26 protein-coding genes are annotated in these 14,993 nt (G+C 71.6%); 2 read left to right on the top strand and 24 right to left on the bottom strand.

Features of this window, described 5'->3' with window-relative positions; translation table 11 throughout:
* Positions 1-2: 2 nt before the first annotated feature.
* From ACZ6S8_RS21490 to ACZ6S8_RS21380, 23 genes are all read right to left on the bottom strand, one after another.
* Positions 3-374 carry a hypothetical protein gene (locus ACZ6S8_RS21490; RefSeq protein ID WP_469458028.1) on the bottom strand — a complete coding sequence of 124 codons (372 nt, stop codon included), beginning with the start codon at positions 372-374 and terminating at the stop codon, positions 3-5.
* Positions 371-616 carry a hypothetical protein gene (locus tag ACZ6S8_RS21485; protein ID WP_469458026.1) on the bottom strand — a complete coding sequence of 82 codons (246 nt, stop codon included), beginning with the start codon at positions 614-616 and terminating at the stop codon, positions 371-373. Before ACZ6S8_RS21485 ends, ACZ6S8_RS21490 begins: the two co-directional genes overlap by 4 nt.
* Positions 613-993, bottom strand: a complete 381-nt coding sequence (locus tag ACZ6S8_RS21480; protein ID WP_469458024.1) for an SLOG family protein — start codon at positions 991-993, stop codon at positions 613-615. The genes ACZ6S8_RS21485 and ACZ6S8_RS21480 overlap by 4 nt, the downstream gene beginning before the upstream one ends.
* A complete protein-coding gene (locus ACZ6S8_RS21475) occupies positions 990-1,304 on the bottom strand; it encodes a hypothetical protein (RefSeq protein ID WP_469458022.1) in 315 nt (104 codons plus the stop codon). The genes ACZ6S8_RS21480 and ACZ6S8_RS21475 overlap by 4 nt, the downstream gene beginning before the upstream one ends.
* A gap of 77 nt (positions 1,305-1,381) precedes the next feature.
* The gene (locus ACZ6S8_RS21470; RefSeq protein ID WP_469458020.1) at positions 1,382-1,795 is read right to left on the bottom strand and encodes a hypothetical protein; all 414 of its coding nucleotides are present in this window, start codon (positions 1,793-1,795) and stop codon (positions 1,382-1,384) included.
* A 29-nt stretch (positions 1,796-1,824) separates the two neighbouring features.
* Positions 1,825-2,103, bottom strand: coding sequence for a hypothetical protein (locus tag ACZ6S8_RS21465; protein ID WP_469458018.1), 279 nt, complete (start codon positions 2,101-2,103; stop codon positions 1,825-1,827).
* A gap of 36 nt (positions 2,104-2,139) precedes the next feature.
* Positions 2,140-2,346 carry a hypothetical protein gene (locus ACZ6S8_RS21460; RefSeq protein ID WP_469458016.1) on the bottom strand — a complete coding sequence of 69 codons (207 nt, stop codon included), beginning with the start codon at positions 2,344-2,346 and terminating at the stop codon, positions 2,140-2,142.
* Positions 2,346-2,651, bottom strand: a complete 306-nt coding sequence (locus ACZ6S8_RS21455; protein WP_469458014.1) for a response regulator transcription factor — start codon at positions 2,649-2,651, stop codon at positions 2,346-2,348. The genes ACZ6S8_RS21460 and ACZ6S8_RS21455 overlap by 1 nt, the downstream gene beginning before the upstream one ends.
* A 45-nt stretch (positions 2,652-2,696) precedes the next feature.
* Positions 2,697-3,146 carry a DUF4326 domain-containing protein gene (locus ACZ6S8_RS21450; RefSeq protein WP_469458012.1) on the bottom strand — a complete coding sequence of 150 codons (450 nt, stop codon included), beginning with the start codon at positions 3,144-3,146 and terminating at the stop codon, positions 2,697-2,699.
* A gap of 11 nt (positions 3,147-3,157) precedes the next feature.
* Entirely contained in the window at positions 3,158-3,691 is a 534-nt protein-coding gene (locus ACZ6S8_RS21445) for a WhiB family transcriptional regulator (protein WP_469458010.1), read from the bottom strand.
* Entirely contained in the window at positions 3,688-4,125 is a 438-nt protein-coding gene (locus ACZ6S8_RS21440) for a hypothetical protein (RefSeq protein WP_469458008.1), read from the bottom strand. Before ACZ6S8_RS21440 ends, ACZ6S8_RS21445 begins: the two co-directional genes overlap by 4 nt.
* Positions 4,122-4,448, bottom strand: coding sequence for a hypothetical protein (locus tag ACZ6S8_RS21435; protein ID WP_469458006.1), 327 nt, complete (start codon positions 4,446-4,448; stop codon positions 4,122-4,124). Before ACZ6S8_RS21435 ends, ACZ6S8_RS21440 begins: the two co-directional genes overlap by 4 nt.
* Before the next feature lie 420 nt (positions 4,449-4,868).
* Positions 4,869-7,613: a bifunctional DNA primase/polymerase gene (locus tag ACZ6S8_RS21430; RefSeq protein ID WP_469458004.1), complete on the bottom strand. Its 2,745-nt coding sequence runs from the start codon at positions 7,611-7,613 to the stop codon at positions 4,869-4,871.
* A gap of 98 nt (positions 7,614-7,711) precedes the next feature.
* Positions 7,712-7,942 carry a hypothetical protein gene (locus ACZ6S8_RS21425; RefSeq protein WP_469458002.1) on the bottom strand — a complete coding sequence of 77 codons (231 nt, stop codon included), beginning with the start codon at positions 7,940-7,942 and terminating at the stop codon, positions 7,712-7,714.
* A 102-nt stretch (positions 7,943-8,044) separates the two neighbouring features.
* Positions 8,045-8,737, bottom strand: coding sequence for a hypothetical protein (locus ACZ6S8_RS21420; RefSeq protein ID WP_469458000.1), 693 nt, complete (start codon positions 8,735-8,737; stop codon positions 8,045-8,047).
* A gap of 25 nt (positions 8,738-8,762) precedes the next feature.
* Complete coding sequence (locus tag ACZ6S8_RS21415) at positions 8,763-9,569, bottom strand: hypothetical protein (protein ID WP_469457998.1); 807 nt, start codon at positions 9,567-9,569, stop codon at positions 8,763-8,765.
* Positions 9,566-9,898, bottom strand: a complete 333-nt coding sequence (locus ACZ6S8_RS21410; protein WP_469457996.1) for a hypothetical protein — start codon at positions 9,896-9,898, stop codon at positions 9,566-9,568. Before ACZ6S8_RS21410 ends, ACZ6S8_RS21415 begins: the two co-directional genes overlap by 4 nt.
* The gene (locus tag ACZ6S8_RS21405; protein ID WP_469457994.1) at positions 9,898-10,308 is read right to left on the bottom strand and encodes a hypothetical protein; all 411 of its coding nucleotides are present in this window, start codon (positions 10,306-10,308) and stop codon (positions 9,898-9,900) included. The genes ACZ6S8_RS21410 and ACZ6S8_RS21405 overlap by 1 nt, the downstream gene beginning before the upstream one ends.
* Positions 10,305-10,460 carry a hypothetical protein gene (locus ACZ6S8_RS21400; protein WP_469457992.1) on the bottom strand — a complete coding sequence of 52 codons (156 nt, stop codon included), beginning with the start codon at positions 10,458-10,460 and terminating at the stop codon, positions 10,305-10,307. The genes ACZ6S8_RS21405 and ACZ6S8_RS21400 overlap by 4 nt, the downstream gene beginning before the upstream one ends.
* Positions 10,447-11,241 carry a DNA gyrase inhibitor YacG gene (locus ACZ6S8_RS21395; RefSeq protein ID WP_469457991.1) on the bottom strand — a complete coding sequence of 265 codons (795 nt, stop codon included), beginning with the start codon at positions 11,239-11,241 and terminating at the stop codon, positions 10,447-10,449. The genes ACZ6S8_RS21400 and ACZ6S8_RS21395 overlap by 14 nt, the downstream gene beginning before the upstream one ends.
* The gene (locus ACZ6S8_RS21390; RefSeq protein ID WP_469457990.1) at positions 11,238-11,687 is read right to left on the bottom strand and encodes a DUF6197 family protein; all 450 of its coding nucleotides are present in this window, start codon (positions 11,685-11,687) and stop codon (positions 11,238-11,240) included. The genes ACZ6S8_RS21395 and ACZ6S8_RS21390 overlap by 4 nt, the downstream gene beginning before the upstream one ends.
* 87 nt (positions 11,688-11,774) lie before the next feature.
* On the bottom strand, positions 11,775-11,951 hold the full coding sequence (locus ACZ6S8_RS21385) for a hypothetical protein (RefSeq protein ID WP_469457988.1): 177 nt from the start codon (positions 11,949-11,951) through the stop codon (positions 11,775-11,777).
* A complete protein-coding gene (locus ACZ6S8_RS21380) occupies positions 11,948-12,166 on the bottom strand; it encodes a helix-turn-helix domain-containing protein (RefSeq protein WP_469457986.1) in 219 nt (72 codons plus the stop codon). The genes ACZ6S8_RS21385 and ACZ6S8_RS21380 overlap by 4 nt, the downstream gene beginning before the upstream one ends.
* A gap of 236 nt (positions 12,167-12,402) precedes the next feature.
* Here ACZ6S8_RS21380 and ACZ6S8_RS21375 point away from each other — a divergent pair, with 236 nt between their 5' ends.
* Together ACZ6S8_RS21375 and ACZ6S8_RS21370 are read left to right on the top strand one after the other, a co-directional pair.
* Positions 12,403-12,861 carry a helix-turn-helix domain-containing protein gene (locus ACZ6S8_RS21375; protein WP_469457984.1) on the top strand — a complete coding sequence of 153 codons (459 nt, stop codon included), beginning with the start codon at positions 12,403-12,405 and terminating at the stop codon, positions 12,859-12,861.
* A gap of 71 nt (positions 12,862-12,932) precedes the next feature.
* Positions 12,933-13,481 carry a hypothetical protein gene (locus tag ACZ6S8_RS21370; RefSeq protein WP_469457982.1) on the top strand — a complete coding sequence of 183 codons (549 nt, stop codon included), beginning with the start codon at positions 12,933-12,935 and terminating at the stop codon, positions 13,479-13,481.
* On the opposite strand, the gene ACZ6S8_RS21365 is transcribed toward ACZ6S8_RS21370, so the two are convergent.
* A complete protein-coding gene (locus ACZ6S8_RS21365; protein WP_469457980.1) occupies positions 13,441-14,976 on the bottom strand; it encodes a recombinase family protein in 1,536 nt (511 codons plus the stop codon). The two genes, ACZ6S8_RS21370 and ACZ6S8_RS21365, sit on opposite strands and share 41 nt — an antisense overlap.
* Between the last annotated feature and the right edge of the window lie 17 nt (positions 14,977-14,993).

Here is a 14,993-nt window from a genome sequence, read left to right as displayed (position 1 = left end):
GTCTAGCTCCCGGTGTTGAGCGCGCGGGCGACAGTGAGGGCGGCGGTCCAGGCCTTGGAGGTTCCGCCCTCGGGGTGGAGCGCGTACTCGGTGCCCTCGACGGCGGCCACTTCGGCGGCGGTCTCGCTGAGCCAGTCGGCGAGGGCGAGTCCGGTGGCGGGGCCGAGGAGGGCGAGGTAGCGGTTCACTGCTTCGAGCCGGGCGGCGTAGGTCTCGATGAGCACGCTGGGCTGCTCCTGGTCGTCAACGACGACGGGGGACTTGCTGCCGAGGGTGTGGCCGGTGGCCCAGGTGAGGCGGTCCTCGTGGATGGCGCCGGCTGCTCGGTCGAGGAGGAGCCGTGAGGCGGTGAGGAGTTCGTCGGCGGGGGTCATCGTCGGTGCCTTCCGTTGTGGTGGTCTGTACGGGCCCAGGCGGGCGTCTGCCGGGCTGTGCGGGCGGGGTTGGGGTCGAGGTGCTGCGTGCCCCAGGACGCGGCGTGACGGCGCGCCTGGAGGGCTTCGGCGCGTACGGCGGCCTGGCGGTCACGGCGCCGCCGCCCGTAGGCGTGGAGGGCGCACACGGCTACGGCGCCTACGACCCAGGCGACACCGCCGGCCCACCACCAGCCGCTCACGGCTCCTCCCACAGCTGCACCGGGATGCCCGCGCGGCGGGCCAGGGCGACGGTGTGAGAGGCGCCCCGGCTGTGGTTCCGGACGAACGCGAGGACCACGTCGGCGCCGGCCGCGACCATGTCGGCGTTACGGCGCGGCCCGGCCGCCTTGCCGTGCGCGTCCCAGTCCGCGGGGTGCCGTTCCTCGGTGAGGCCGAGCATGCGGTGCTGGCGGATCCACCAGGAGGCGATGGCGTCCGGGCCGGAGGGGCAGGCGCCGTGGACGATGACCGCGGGCACGTGCTGGAAGAGGGCGGTCGCGAGGACGTTGCGGACTTGGTCGGCGTTCTGCCAGTCGCGGGATCCGGTGACGAGGATGCGGTACGGGCGGTCGGTCACAGGGACATCCCTCCCGGGCCGGGCCCGCGGAGGACGATGGCGCGGACCGTCTCGATGATCGGGGCGGGGTCGATGTGCAGCGTGTACTCGCGCGGCTCGGGCGCGGGCTTGCCGCCGGCCTGGCGGGCCATGTCGCGGAGCCCGGCGACGACCTCCTCGACCCGGTCCAGCGGGACGTGCAGCCGGGCCTCGAACGCAGTCAGGTACAGCTCGACAACGGGCGTGCCGTCCTCGCGCTCGTAAGGCTCGATGGCGAGCACGTCGCCGTCGGGGTCGGTGAACTCGAAGCGGGATGCGGGCGGCTGGGTCATGGTGCGGGCCTCCGGGGTGGTGTGGTCTGGTGGGGTGGCCGCCCCGTGGCGGTGCGGGGCGACCGGACGGGCGGGGGTCAGCCCATCGCCCTGCGGAGTTCACGGGCCGCGGCCTCACCGATGCCGGTGACAAGGGCGTCGCGGGCCTCCTCGCCGAGCTCGGCCGCGAACGCGAAGTGGATTCGGACGATCGGCTTCTCGCCGGCCGCGAAGGAGATCCGGTGCTCGTCGGGGTTCAGGCCGTCGGCGCCGAGGTCGACGGCCCAGGCGGACAGGTCGGCGGCCTTGGTGATCAGGTCGTGAACCGCGTGCTGCGCCTTGCCGTAGGTGTCCTCGCTGAAGTCGCCCCACGCCACGCCACCGCCGGGGGTGATCTCCTGGCCTTCCATCTGCTCGCCGACGCCGATGAAGTCGGGGGCCCAGACGGCGGTGGCGTGCTGGCGGGCGGCCTCGGCGCGGAGGTCGGTGTCGGTGTACGGCTGCTCGGTCATGGTCTGCTCCTGGTGGTCGCGGGCGGGGGTCAGGCGGTGGCGGGCGGGTCGATGCCGAGGGCGTGGAGGACGGCGGCGAGCACGGTCCCTGGGTCGGCTCCGTCCTCGGCGGCGGTGCCTTCGATGGCGTGCCAGGCGGCGTCATGCTCCGGCTCGGTGAGGCGGCGGCGGCCCGTACTGCCGGGCAGCCCGGCGAGGACGTCCGAGGTGCTGGTCCACGGGTGGTGGTGGCTGCTCTCGGGGACACCGCAGTGTCCGCAGAGCGCGTCGTCGTCGGACCGGTCGGCAAGCACGGGCTGGTCGGTCATGGCGTTCATCTCCTGGGGTGTCGGGCGGCTGGTGCCTCAGGCGGCGGGGCGGTCGGCGAGGCCGAGGATGAGAGCGCTGGTGCACGGCCAGCGGACGGGCCGGGTCCAGCGACTGGGCCGGTACGCCTCGTCGTAGTGGGTGACCGTGGTGTGGCAGCGGGCGCAGATCCGGTTGAGGGCGCGGCCGTCGGTGATGCCGGTGACGGGCTCGTGGCCGAACGTCTCGCCCTGCAGGCCGGCCATCAGGCTGCGTCCCGGGCGGCCCACCGGACGGCCGCGGCCGACGCGGGCGCCGGCGGCAGCGAGAACGGGCGCAGCTCCCGGGTCTGGATCAGTCCGTAGGCGAGGCAGAGGGCGATGGCGTGGCACCGGTTCCGGGCCCGCAGGATCTTGAACGCGCGGGCGACGTGCGTCTTGACGCTGTTCGGGCTGAGGTGGAGGAGCTCGGCGATCTCGTCGTTGGTCCGGCCGTCCGCGGCGAGCCGCATGATCTGGAGCAGGCGGGGCGACAGCTTCGGAACGGTGCGGAGGCGGGCGGGCTGAGTCATCGGGAGGGCCTTCCTGGGCGTGAGGGCGGGAGGGGACCGGTGCGGTCAGGCGGGGGTGTTGGCGATCTCCAGCAGCACGTCGGCGTGGCAGAGCTGGTTGAGGGCGCAGCGGCACGCGAGGTTCCGGCCGGCGAGTTTGGCGCGGACCAGGTCGACGGTCACCCGGGGCAGGCCGTAGCCGCGGTAGAGGTACAGCTCCGGGGCTGGCTGGGTGAGAGCCTGGCGGTAGAGGTCGACGCATTCGCGGCGGGTCATGTAGCGGATGCGGTGGCCGGTGACGTGGCCGTCCGCGTGCATGTAGGCGTGGTGCATGCCGTCGGCGCTGATGCGGGTCTCGTATTCCCACGGGCTGCCGTCGAGGGCGGGGACGCGGGCGAGGGCGTTGCGGGTGCGCCACCGGTACGGGGTCTGCCAGTCGCTGCCGCGGCCGACGTAGATGGTGTTCTCGGGCAGGCGCCAGCCGCGTACGGCAGGGCGGTGAATGCGGATCGGCATGGGGTTCTCCTTCAGGCCGCGTTGCGGACGGCGTCGGTGCGGGTGCTGGTGCCGCGTCGTCGGATGCGGGGCTTCTGGCTGGCCGGGTCGGACTGGCGTTCCCGGTAGGCCGCGGTCGCGCAGGCCCGGCACGCGGGCTCGCCGAGACGCATGTGGATCCGGGACCCGGTGCGGGTGCCGCCCTTCGCGTGCTCCTCGGCGAGGCGGGCCCGCCGGTCGGCCGTGGTCTGCTCGGCTCGCCACGCCTCGCACTCGGTGCACTGCTCGCCCTTGGCCCGGTGGCGTAGGTAGGCGCTGAGGGTGCGGCAGGCCGGCATGCCGTCGCGGTACTTGCGGCGCTCGGTCTCGGTGAGGCCGCCCCAAATTCCGTGGGAGGGCTGCGATTCCAGCGCGTAGTCGCGGCACGGCTGGAGCAGCGGGCAGGCGGTGCAGGCCTGGATCGCGCGCTTCTTGTCCCGGGCGCCCTTGGAGAACCACAGCTCCGGGTTGGCGTGGCAGGGCCGGGGCCGGGGGTCGGCGGTCCATGCGGTGGGGTTGGTGGTCATGAGGCGGTCCTCCACTGGAACGCGGCGAACGTGATCTCGTCGACGGCCTGGATGTGGAGGCTGAGCCGGCCGCCCTTGACGATGGGTCCGATGCGCATGTCCGGTCCGATGACGCGGGTGTGGTCGTCGTCTTCGAGGACGCCCGCGTCGACGAGCCCGTCGACCGCGGCCTTGAACGAGGGGTAGAAGTTCGCGGGGTCGACGCGGCGGCGGCTGCTGGGGTGGAGGACGCCGAGGATGTAGGCGCGCTGCAGGACCGGCCCGGCTCCGGCCGCGGCGAGCGCTGCTCGCATGGTGGGGTCCTCGGAGCAGGCTGCCATCGCGGCGCCGCGGATGGCGCGGGTGAGGTTGCCGCGGACGCGGTGGTGTACGCGGTCGTTCGCGTTGAGCAGGGCCAGCCCGGGCGGCAGGTGGATGGCGTAGTGGTCGGTCACAGCAGGGCCTCCTGTACGGGGAGAGGGGGGCAGCGGTGGTCGCGGATCACGGGGTGGGTGTGGTGGGGCACGGTGAGGGGGTCGCGCCAGACGATGCGGCGGACGCCCAGCGCGGAGGTCAGCAGCCGCCAGGTGAGCCGGCCCTCGACGCGGGCCTGGATCTCGGTGGCGAGGTCGATGGGCTCGGGGTCCGCGGTCACGTGGAGGGCGGCGGTGCGGCCGGCCCACGCGGTGAGGATCGGGGCCCGGCAGCGCGGGCACTGCTTCTCGATCGCGTGGTCCGCGGCGGCTGCGATCTTTGCGGCGATGCCCGGGTTCGTCATCGCGGGCCGCCGGTGACGATGCGTAGAGCACGAGCGGGGTGCGGGGACTTGCGGGTACTAGTTCCGGTCGATCCGGCGCTATACGTGAAAACGTCTTCTGCGTTCTCTCTATACGTAAAGGTCGAGAAATAGTCCCCGCTAGTACCCGCAAGTACCCGCAGTGCGTCTGTGATCAGGGCGTTCTCAAGATCGAAGCTGCGGGGACTAGAGCTGAACGACACATCATCCAGTCCCGCAACCCGCTGCGTAGTCCCCGCACTACCCGCGGCAGACCCCGCGACTGCACGCTCCGACACGGCATCTCCGTGCTGCTCGGCGGAGCCAGTCCCGCTAGTACCCGCATTTGCGGGTACTGCGGGGACTACGAAATCCCAGTACCCGCAGCCCGATTGTCGACGGAGAGTAACGAAGCTGGTCACGTCAGGCCCCCTCAGCGGGTGCGCCGACGCTGCCGTTCGAGTCCTGCTCAACGTGGTAGAACCACGTCTTCTTGTGGCTGTCGTAGTTGCCGCGCAGGACCAGCTCGCCGAAGTACCGGCCGCGCCGGCTGGCCAGCATCATGCCGAGCCCGCGGGGGGTGGGCAGCGTGCCGTTGGCCCGGGTGACGAACGTGCCGTTCCACGGATCGGGGAGCCCGAACCCGGGCGCGGTCTGCGTGCTCTGCAGCAGGTCGGTCGCCGTCTTCGGCTCCGCCCCGTACCGCTCGTCCCACGCGGTGAGGAACGCGGCCCACGCGGCGGCCTCTTCGTCCTGCTGCTCCAGCTGGGCCGTGTTTCCGAGGAATCCGCCGATCTCGTGGAAGGCGAGGAAGCCGCCGGCGCCGCGCGCCCACCGGCGGAAGGACCGCATCGCGTAGTTCCCCTTCGGGGCGCCGCCGACGATCCAGGCCCGGGCCAGGAGCAGCAGGCTGTGCAGGAGGTGGGCGCGGTTGCCCGGGTCCTCCAGCCACTCGTCGAGGTCGGGGATCCGGAACCCAGTACGGAGGTCGGGGCGGGCGCACTTCGGGTCGAGCTGCACGAGGACGGTGCGCTGCGCGAGGTCGCCGCCGAAGCGGATGTTGTTGCCGGTGACGAGCCACAGCCGGTCGTTGGTGAGCCGGGCTTGCTCGCTGCGGCCCAGCACGCGGTCGTCCCACGCGGGGCTGGTGAGCAACTTCGCCAGCGTGGGCGCTTCGACACTGTCCTGATCGCCGACGTTGTCGAAGGTGACGACCGCGCTGGTCCCCATCAGGGCTGCGGTCACGGCCTTGCGCAGCTCGTCGTCGTCGCTGACCCAGGGCCGGACGACGGCGCCGTACAGGGTACCGATCACGTCGGCGAGGAGGGTCTTGCCGGAGCCCCGGTCGGAAGCGCTGATCGCGCCAAGGGGGATGAGGCCGCCGACGTACGGGCGGAGGATTGGCGAGACGAGGAGGGCGACGAAGTTCGCGCGGTCCGAGTCGGTCGCCCAGGGGAAGTCGCCGAGGACGTGGTCGAGGACGAACTCCAGCGCGGCGGCTACCTGCTCGGCCGTCGGGGTGGCCGGGACGACGGGCAGTTCGGAGTGCGGTGCGTAGTAGAACGCGGTCGCCGCGTCGTAGCCGGGGGTCTGGAGCACGGTGCCGTCCGGCCGGAGCACGGGCGCCCCGACGAGGTTGACGAGCGGCTTGACCCCAGGCCAGTTTGTTTCGGTGAGGACGGCCTTGCAGATGGCAACGGCCGGGCTGGCCGGGACCTCGGCCGGGGGCTCGTCCTTCTTCCCGGCCTTCAGCCGGTACACGTCTGCGTGTCGGGCGAGGAGTCGGCGGAGGCTGTCGGGTCCGATGCCCTGGATGGTGCTCTTCAGCATCTGCCGCTGCTCGGTGAGGACGTCGCCGCTGACCTCGGCGACCTGGACGAGCTCGCCGTTGCGGACGTACGAGTCGGGGATGGTGCCGTTGCACACGGCGTCGGTGATGTGGATGATCGCCTCCGGGTCGTGGGAGATGTCGACGCCGTAGCGGGTGGGGATCTGGTGGGGTTGCGGGGCGAGCGCGGCCGTGCCGTCGACGGCCGGTCGCGGGCTGGGTACCGAAGCGAGGTGCCGTACGGGCTCGGTCCGCTCGCCGTAGCCCTGGCGGCGAAGCTCGCGCGCGGCGCCGCTGTGGTCGCCGCCGTGGTTAAGCAGGGCGTACGCACCGAACTTCGTGTACGGGCGCTCGGCTACGAACTCGGTGCTCGTGGTGAAGACGTACAGCCGGTCGCGGTCCATGCGGTGCCCGGTGGTCGCGGACGGTTCACGGCCGTCCTTTCCGGGGCGCTGCCAGTAGGTGGTGCCCCCGGACTGGAACAGGGCGCGCCAGCCGTGCGGGGTGAGGATGTCCGTCCAGGGGGTGCGCTGCTCGAAGTCGTCCCCGGGGGTGAGGCCACCTGCTTCCGAGCTGGCCGGGCCTCCACCGCCGAAGAGGAACGCGGCCGCCTCGTCGAGGGGCGGGGTCGGCGCGGGCCGGTCCGTGGCGTGGTCGGTCGGCTCGTCGGCCGGGACGGTGTCGAGCATGCGGCACACCGCGTGGAGGGCCTGGTGCTCGGCGGCGGTGATGGTCGGCATGGACGCGGGCCCGCCGGCGAGGAGTTCGTACGGGCGGCCGGTCGCGTGCACGGTGCCGTGGCTCGGCGCGGTGACGACGAACCCTCCCTCGCCGCGGGTCTCGATCAGGCCCCGGAGGATCTTCTTGCGGGGGTGCCGGGCGAGAAGCTCGCGCTCCTGCTCGGTGAGCTCCTCGTCGCGGGCCAGGCGGGACGCGAGCTTGGTGTTCCCGGGGGCGCCGCAGTCGACGAGGTAGTGCAGGTGCAGGCCCCCGCTGGGCGAGCGTTCCAGCCACCCGGTGGCGAGGCGCTGCCACAGCTCGGTCATCCCGGAGTTGGCGAGGATCTCGACGAGCTGGTCGAGGACGCCCTCCTCGACGGCGCGGCCCTCCAGCTCCAGCATTTCCAGGCCCCCGGAGATGGCGCCGGTGATGACGCCTACTCCCTGATGGCCAGCGGAGAACCAGCGGTAGACCTGTTCCTCGGTGGCACGATCAGACTGGTAGGTCTTCCACTTGCCGAGCGGATGCTTCGAGCCGTCCGTCCTGACGGCGACCACCGAGCAGCCGGCCGCGTGCAGCGCGAGCGCCGCGGCGAGCATGTCGGGTGTGGTGTCGCTCAACTTCGGCTCCTCGTACTGTGCGGTGGGGTGGTGCGTAGAGCCCCGGGCGGGAGTCGACCCCGCGCCCTCGCGGCATGGATGCCGGGGCGGGTGGCAGGTCAGGGCTTGGGCTTCGCCGCGCACGGCTGGCAGAGGTCGCGCCAGGGCGTGCACACCCAGCCCTCGTGCTGCGTGAGGTGGTTCCTGGCGATCTCGTAGCGCTCGGCCTTGGTCATGTCGTCGCTGACGATGTAGTCGTGTTCGACGGCGTCGCCGCACTGGTCGCAGAAGACGCCGATGCGCGTTGGGTACTTCTGGCCGACGGGCTGGTCGCTCTCCGTGTAGCTCATGTGCTGCTCCTGGTGAGGGCGGTGCGAGGGCGGTGGGCTGGTCCGTCCGGGGCTGCGGAGGGGAGGGCGCGCAGCCCCGGACGGCGATCAGGTGGGGCCGGACTAGAACGGCGGGGGACTCAGCGGGGGCGCCGCCTGCTGGGCCTGCTGCTGTGCGACGAGCGCCTGGATCGCCGGGTTGGCGAGCTGCCCGGCCGGGGGCGCGGCGGCCGCGTACTGTGGTGCGGGCGCCGGGGCCGGGGCGGGCGCCGGGGCCGCCGCGGGGACGTACTGCTGCGGCGCGGGGGCCGGGGGTGCCGCGTACTGCTGCGGGGCCACGGTGCCGGGGTCAGGGGTGTGCAGGGCGTTCGCGGCCGCCGCGGTGTAGTGCGCGACGTACTGCTTGGGCGGGCTCATCCCGACGCCGGACGCCGTTCCGTCGTGGGTGTACTTCACGGCGAGGGTGCCGCCGACCTCGAGGCCCCTGGCCCCGGCGGCGCGGACTGCGTCCGCGATCGCGTTCTTCATCTGGCCCTTGACGAAGAGCCGACGGCGGCCGTCGTCGTCCTCGATGGCCGGGTCCCGCTGGTCGGTCTGGACGGTGACGACGAGCTGCATCATCGGGTTGCCGTCGGACCAGAACTTCTTGTCGCCGCTCTTGATGTCCCGCTGCTGCTCGACGGTCGGGCGCTCGGCGACGCGGCCGCTCACCGTGGTGCCGTACACGCCCGTCGGGAACTTGGCCGTGGGCGCGCCGCCTCCGCCCATCAGGAAGTCGTCGGCGTTGGGCGCCTGGTACTGCTGCGGTGTGGTCATGATCTGCTCCTGCTTCTGCTGGTGATCAGGCGATGAGCGCTTCGAGCGAGGCGCCCGCGTTGGGGTTGGCTGCCCCGGGGCAGCCGGTGGAGAGGTCGGTGCTGCCGGGCTTGAGCCAGGGGCAGAACCGGCAGTTCGGCTTGTCGGGGATGGGGATCTGCGCCCAGTTCTCGGGCTGGTGGTCGAGCTCCAGGGCGGCCGCGTGGTCGCGGATCCGGTCGAGTCGGGCGAGCGCGTCGAGCGCGATCTGCCGGTCATAGGCTTCGGACCACACGTGGACCATGAGCTCGTGGTGCCGGCCGATGAAGGTGACGGCGACCCTTGCGGGCGGGTGCCCGGCGTTCTCCTGGCCGAGGCCGTAGAGGTGGGCCTGCACGCGGTACTTCTCGCCGGGGCCCTGCCGCCGGTACTTGTCGTGCGACGACTTCCCGACGAGCTTCCAGTCGTTGTTCAGCTGGGCGAGCCGGTCGAACAGGTCGGAGCTGCCCGCGAGGGTCCCGGCCTCGGTGTGGCCCTGCCGTACGGTGACCCGCTCCTCGATGCGGTACCGGGGCCGCCCGTCGGGGAGCGGCGCCTGCCGGGCCTCGAACTGCTCGGCCATCCACATGTGGAACCCGGTGCCGATGATCGCGGCGATCGGGTCGCGGTTGGTGTTCGTCTCCGGCCAGTCGAGGATCTTGTACGAGAGCTGCCGCTCGCACGGCTCGCCGACCTCGCTCGGGCCGATGGCCCGCTGGCGGGACCTGCCGGAGTTCCTGTCCGCGTCGATGATGAACTCGCCGATGCGCTGCGCGAGGAGCTGCCCGTACTCGTCGCTCCCGGTGGCGATCACGACGCCGCCTCCGTCCGCGGCTTGTCGTGGCGGCGCTGCTGCCAGCGGGCCCCGGCCATCACGGCTTCGCTGTTCAGGCCGAGCGCCTCGTCGAGCTGGGCCTGCAGCTGGTCGGCGCGGCGGTCCTTCCGGGCGAGCGCCGCCTCGTGGGCGGCACGCTGCTCGGCGAGCTCGGCGCGGTACCGGCGGCACGCCGCGGCCAGCCGGTCCCGGCGCACCGCGGCCGGCGCGGCCTTGCGGTTCTCGGCCCGGCGGGCATCGGTGTACGCCTGCGCGTAGGCGTCGGCCCTCGCGACGAGCCGCTGGTAGGTGCTGCGGCGGATGAACATCAGGCGTCCTCCTTCGGGTAGTTCGGGGTGTACGAGACACGCCCCGGGGTGCGGCGCTCGCGCAGGTAGCCGTGCGCGGCGAGGGCCTGGAGGGAGTGCCGGGTGAAGTGGATCGGCGGCTTCGGCGTGACGTTCGCGGCCACCCACTGGTGGGCCTTCCCGGTGGTCCACTCCCCGCCGGTGTTGACGATGTGGTCGGCGAGGCGCAGCGCCCGCTCGTCGAGCCCGGGGGCGGAGCGTCCGCCAAGGAGCCCGGCGAGCTTGGCCCGCGTCTCGTTGTCGAGGAGCAGCGCCACGGGGCGCCCGTCCTCGGCGACGCAGCACACGGTCAGCGCGGCCTCGCCGGACTCCAGGTCGGGCTCGATGGAGCAGTCGATGCGGCGGACGACCAGCGGGTCGGCGGTGCTCATGCCGCCCTCCGGTCCTGCTGCCGGGGCAGCCACACTCCGTCGGCCGCGGCCGCCATCTCCGCGTCGTCCATGCGGTACTCGGCCTGGAGGCTGGTGCACCCCGGGTCGTGGCCGCAGGTGTTGCAGCAGGCGCCGCAGTCACAGCTCGGCATGGGTCGTCTCCTTCGCGAGGTGGTCGTTCGCGTCGTGGCGGTCGGCCGCGTTCCGGCAACGGGTCGAGCAGAAGGCGCGGCCCCCGGGGCTGGGCTCCTGGCACTCCGCGCACGGCGCGGGCAGGTCGCGGCCCTTGCTGTACGCGTGGTGCAGCGGCGAGTCGTGCGGGTCCTCGACCGGCGCGGACTGCTCGACGGCGATCTCGCGGATCCCGGTCGCCATCGCGTCGAGGAGGTTCACCGCGTCGTCGTCGCGGCCGGTGTCCTCCAGCAGGCGGGCCGCCTCGGTGAAGTGGCCCGCGCGGACCCGCTCCGACGCGGTGCTCGTGTCGAGCAGGGGCGCCGGCCTGGACCGTTCCGCCTCCAGCTCCGCCACCCGGGCCGCGAGCTGCGCGGCCTTGGCCTCACTGTTCAGCAGCCGGCGCAGCACCGGGGCCATGCGCTCACCCATGTACGCGGTGAGGTTCGTGCAGTACCAGTCCTCGTTCTGCGACGTGTGGTCGTGGCCGCGTCGGTCACGGACCGCTTCGCCGAGCGCCAGCAGGACGCTGACACGGGCAGGCTGAACGTCGCCGATCATCTCGGCCAGCAGCGCCGCCTGCTCCGTCTCCAACGCGGGCGCCCGCTCGGCCCGCAGCCGGGCCAGCTCGGCCGCCGTCTCCGGGGACTGGAGCAGCTGCGCCGCCTCCAGGTCGTACGCGAAGCCGGACGGCAACGTCTTGCCCCGCTCCATCGCAGCCCGGATGACACCGGCCGCGGTATCTACACGCTTCGTGTTCATGCCGCACGCTCCGCCGGGCTCGTCGCCACCAGCTCCAACAGCGCAACCGCGTCGTCCGTCGTCCGGCCGGCCACGTCGTTCCACCCGTCGACGTGCGCCTCCAGGGAGAAGACGTCCCCGTAGTCCGGACCGTCGTCGATAGCCAGGGCCAGGACCCCAATCGCCGTGGTCGCCAGCTGCGAGTCGCGGTGCGGGTTACCGGAGACCACGCACCGGATCGCCGCGACGATCGACATGGGGCGCAGGCAGTGCGGGATGCACATCTCGCGGTCCGACATGTCCGGGACGAAGTCGCCCTGCCACAGGCCGCGCTTCTCCAGCAGCCGGGCGGCAGCGAGGAACGTGCCCTCGACGGACGTCGGGGCAGACGGGCGGACCGGCAGCGCAACGCGGATCGTACGGCGGGAGCCGTGGGGGAGATCGGTGGGGCTAGGCTGGTGGTTCACGGTGTACCTCTCGTTCTTGTGGGTGAGGTGTGCCGAGGGGCCGCTGAGTTGGACCGGGCCAGGTCCGCGCGGCCCCGACCTATGCGGTCAGGCGGCGGCCGGAGTGTTCTCGGCGGCCGGGGCCCGGCGCCGGGCCGGGCTGGTGAGGATCGGGCGCAGTTCGTCGAGGTGCGCGTCGTCCGGGTCGGGGGCCTCAGCCACGCGGCGGTGGAGATAGGCCATGAACTCCGGGCCAAGGTGCGCAAGGCGCTCGGCGCGGGTCATGCGGCGATCTCTTCGATGAAGTCATCGACCTTGCCGCCGTACGTCCGCTTAAAGACGAGCAGCGTCTCCACGAGCGGCTTCCCCCGGTGGTTGATCAGCTTGGAGATGTGCGACTCGGCGAGTCCGGTGCGCTTCGCGATGGCGTACTGCGTGGTGTCGCCGCGATTGCCGGCCGTGTCCTTGAGGTGCGTGGTGTTGAGTCGGTACGTGGTCATGGGTCACCCCCTTGAGTCTGCCTACCTAGGCGGTTCTGCCTCGGTAGGCAGGACTCTACGCACAAAGCACCCTGCCTAGCAAGACAGGGTGCCCGCGTGGAAAGTAAAGATCCGGTGGAGAACAAGCGTTCGAGCGCCGATTCGAGCTGCCGCAATGCTTCTACCTGGCCAAACGTGCACCCTTGCTAGCAAGCAAGGGTGCTGCATCTCTCTACCTGGGCAGATACCTTGCATGCATGCGGAGTGAAGAGACGGTTCGACAGCGGTTCGGCAGGCTTATCGCCAGCGCCGCCCGGGCCACGGGCAGGTATGACCTTGACGGCCACGGCGGCAAGGCAGCGCTCGCGCGCGCAGCTGGCCTTTCAGAGAGCACCATGGGACGCGTACTCAGGGGGGAGGCCCTACCAGACCCGCGCTTCTTCGAGCCCCTCGCCGAAGCCGTCGACCTAGACGTCATGGACCTACTTGTCGAGGCCGGAATCCTCTCCCCCGAGTCGCAGTCAACCCCTGCGCAATCTCGGGCAACAGGGGTAGGCTCGCGTTCAATCACTCTGGACGAAGCAGCCGATGCGCTGGGCATTCAGACCGCGGTGGGGCGCGAGATGTTCGCCGCGGCAGTGGAACGGCTCCAACGCTCGGAGCGCACAGAACGCGCCACCGAAGAAGACGGCGGGGGCGCGACAGCACACGCATAACGGGGGTACGGATGGATCAGACAGGAACCACAGCCCGGGCCCGAGCGGCAGCCGCAATGTCGGGTGCAGTCATGACTTTCTCAGCCGGCATCGTCGCCTACGGAATCGCAGACAGCAGTACCCCCGCCGCGATCGGCGGCGGCCTCGTTGGGCTCGGGGCCGCAGCCATGATGCACCTCGCCAAGACCCGCGCCTGGAACGTCGAAGACACCATCGAACGCCGGCGCCTCGAAGATGAGTGTCGACGCCTCAAGGACGCACGACAGGAAGCCCGCGACGAGCGCACCCGCTATGTGGCTCTCGGAGCAGCCCAAGCGGAGGAGCACCGGCGGCGGGTACGCGACCTTGAGGCTGAACGCGTAGCGAACCAGCACGACCTGGCCGCAGCGAAGGCAGCCTTCGAGGAGAAGTTCGAGGCGCAGCGCGAAGCTCTCATCGTTGAGAGCATGGAGAGCGGCGTCCAGTACTTCCTTGCCGGGCTCCGCAAGGCGTCGACCACCACCACCGAGGCGAAGATTCTCCGCCTCCCCGAGCAGCAGCCCGCCCGCAGCCGGGCCGCCGCCCACCCTGCCGACGCGGCTACTCAGCCCGTCCGCGAGCGCGAGGCACGGCATCCCTAAATCCCGGCTCCCCGTACCACGAGAACGTCACCCGCTCCGGAGTCAGACGCCGCGCGCCAGCCCCCGCCGCGCGGTGCACCCGCACCGTCACCACCCGCCGGATCACCGTCCGCTGCTGCTCCAGATCCAGCGACTCCCACTCCGCGCCCACGTTCTTCGCGTCGATCAGCTTCTGTACGGCAGGGTGAGCTCCCCGCGGCAAGTTCGCCGCCGTACGCGCCTTCTCGATCTGCGGTTCCAGCGTCTTCTCCAGCGCGGCCAACGACCCAAGACTCAGCGCCGGCTCCCCGTGCTCGTTGAAGGTGCTGGCCATGTCCCGCGCCTCCTTCAACTGCCGCTCCAGCCCGCCCAGCCGAGCCTTGGCTGCCGACGCCGCGGCCCGGTCCGGCACAGCCCTGAACGCGGCAGCGTACTGCGGCGTCTCCAGCCGCAGCACGACGGCCTCCTCGATTGCGGCGTGCAGCATGTCCTCGTTGATCGAGACGTGCGTCCGCTGTGAACAGCGGTACGACCACGACTTCCCGTTCCGGTACGGGCGCATCACCGGCTCACCGCCCGTCTGCGCCAGCTCCGGATGCAGGCCGCACAGTGCGATTCCTGACAGCAGATGCCGCGGCTCAGACCCCTCCCCGCGCCCCCATGTCCGGCCCTCCTCGTTCAGGAAATTCTGTACAGCCTCGAACACGTGAGGCTCAACGAGCTTGGGCCACTTCGCGTCGCCCGTCTCGCGGCCCTGATGGACACGGCGACCCATGTACGCCGGGTTCCGTAGAACGCCGAGGACGAACTGCCGGGTGAGCGGCACCCCGTGCTGCGTGGTCAGCCCGTCGTCGTTGCATCGGATGACGATCCCGCGAATCGACCGGCCAGCCTCGGCCTCCTTGAACAGCCGACGGATGAGCGGGCCCTGCGTCGGGTCCTCGATCTGGTCGATCAGATCGCCGGACTTCGGGTCGTAGCGCCGCTGGTAGCCATCGAGCGGACGGCCGTGCGGCATGCCGGCTGCCGCGTTCAGCCGAACGGTACGCAGGTTCCGGGTGCGGATCGCGTCGCCCTCGACCTCCGCCTGCAGGGCGTCCTGCGCCGTGAGCTTGCGGTCGGTTGGGTCGCTCAGGTCGTAGATCTGGTTGTTGTAGCAGAGCAGGACCCCTGCCTCTTCGCAGGCGTTGCGGAGGCGGACGTACACCTCAAGGTCTCGGTAGTACCTGCTCGCCTCATAGGCAACAACGAGGCGGACGCGCCGCTCCCGGATGCCGACGAGCATCTCCTCGAAATCGTCGCGGGCACGGTGGGCGTAGCGGGTGGCGGAGACGCCGGTGTCCGTGAACTCTTCGACCACGGGCCAGTGCCAGGTGTCGGCGAGGTCGCGGCCGTCGTGAAGCTGGTCGCCGACCGACCTGCCGCGCTTCTTCGGGTCGCGGCTGCTGCGCCCGTAGAGGTAGCAGGGGAACGGCCCCTGGTGGACGAGGTGCAGGTACTGCGGGGCGATCGGCATAGGCGGAGCCTAGCGTC

Source organism: Streptomyces sp. NPDC048461, assembly GCF_055587105.1.
The sequence above is the reverse complement of the archived record's forward strand: the minus strand, read 5'-3'. Positions and strand labels throughout refer to the sequence as shown.